Annotated in this window: 1 protein-coding gene and 1 pseudogene; both read left to right on the forward strand. The window is 45.8% G+C overall.

Going from position 1 to position 1,547, the window contains the following annotated elements; all coding sequences use genetic code 11:
* Nucleotides 1-638 precede the first annotated feature (638 nt).
* Nucleotides 639-1,157, forward strand: a complete 519-nt coding sequence (locus tag F6K53_RS41465; RefSeq protein WP_293086195.1) for a phycocyanin subunit beta — start codon at nt 639-641, stop codon at nt 1,155-1,157.
* 101 nt (nt 1,158-1,258) lie between these two features.
* Nucleotides 1,259-1,547: pseudogene (locus F6K53_RS41470) on the forward strand (phycocyanin subunit alpha); the annotation flags it as partial.

The following is a 1,547-nucleotide window of genomic DNA, read 5'->3' on the forward strand; positions in this document are numbered from 1 at the left end:
CTAGAATTAACCACCATCCCTAACATCAAGAGTAATCTCAGCAGTGATCACCCGGTCCGTCTGTGAAACAATCTTCACTCGTCTAACTCTACCTGAATAGGGCGATCGCGTAGCGTCTCCCTAGGAGAATCGCACAATACTCAACTCTGCCAGGTCTTTCTTTACCTCCTAAGACATCGTCTCAGTACTGGTCAGATAATTAGTTTCGTGTGAAGATTCTTAAAGCTGACAAACGGCTCAATTTTCAGGAAGGACTAAACGCTCTATCCGTTATCCATAGTGCTTTGTAGCCTTGTTTTTACCCTTTGATGGCAAAAACAAAAGAGCTGAATTGTTACGATTTGTAATTGAATCACATAATTGCACAAAATCTGCACAGACGATTTGCTTGAATAGTTTTGGTCCGAAAGCCGCTGCATCCCTGACTTAAAAGTTAGGGGTCAGTTTCCTTGAGTTACCTTGTGTCTCTGAGAGAGGCTACAAAATTCTTAACAAGAAGGCTCAACGGAATTGAAGCTACTGGAGTAATTCAAGGCTGCTGATTGATTCATTACTCTGCTGTTTGGCAGAGTAGGGCAGGCAGTCAATTACTATCCAGTTTTGGATTTATACAAGTCAAGATGTAAGGAGAGACTTTAATGTTAGATGCATTTGCACGGGTGGTTGCCCAAGCTGATACCCGAGGTGTATATCTCAGTAACGATCAATTCGATTCCCTCAAGAGCATGGTTGCTGAAAGCAATAAGCGCATGGATGTGGTCAACCGACTCACAAGCAATGCCTCTGCAATTGTAGCCAATGCTGCCCGTAGTCTGTTTGCAGACCAGCCCCAATTGATCCAGCCTGGTGGCAATGCTTACACTGGCCGTCGCATGGCTGCTTGCTTGCGCGATATGGAGATTGTCTTTCGCTATGTAACCTATGCCACTTTTGCTGGTGACGGCAGTGTTTTAGATGACCGCTGCCTTAATGGCCTGCGGGAAACCTATGTAGCACTGGGAGTTCCTGGAGGTTCTGTAGCTGAAGGTATCAATAAGATGAAGGACGCTGCGATCGCCATTGCCAATGACAGAACTGGCATTACTCCTGGTGACTGTAGCTCTCTAATCTCTGAGTTAAGTGGTTATTTTGATCGAGCTGCTGCTGCCGTTGGCTAGTTTCACCAAACCCTAGGACAGCCATCTGGTCGTTCAATTATTCAGTAGCATTCGTTTACGAAAAATTTGCAAAACTTTTTTTTTGAGAGGTAGATTACAATATGAAAACTCCCCTAACTGAAGCAGTAGCTACCGCTGACTCCCAAGGCCGCTTTCTGAGCAGTGCCGAAATTCAGAGTGCGTTCGGTCGTTTTCGCCAAGCTACTGCAAGTTTGGAAGCTGCTCAAACCTTAACCAGTAAAGCTGAGACTCTGGTTAATGGTGCAGCCCAAGCAGTTTACCAAAAGTTCCCCTATACCACGCAGATGCAAGGACCGAACTACGCTTCGACTCCTGAAGGGAAGGCAAAATGCGCCCGTGATATCGGTTACTACCTGCGCATGGTGACCA

It is taken from the genome of Moorena sp. SIO4A1, from assembly GCF_010672065.1.
Taxonomy (GTDB): Bacteria; Cyanobacteriota; Cyanobacteriia; order Cyanobacteriales; family Coleofasciculaceae; genus Moorena.

What these genes read in the sequence shown, in the direction of transcription:
- F6K53_RS41465 (WP_293086195.1), top strand. Translation starts at nt 639, where the DNA reads ATGTTAGATGCATTTGCACGGGTGGTTGCCCAAGCTGATACCCGAGGT.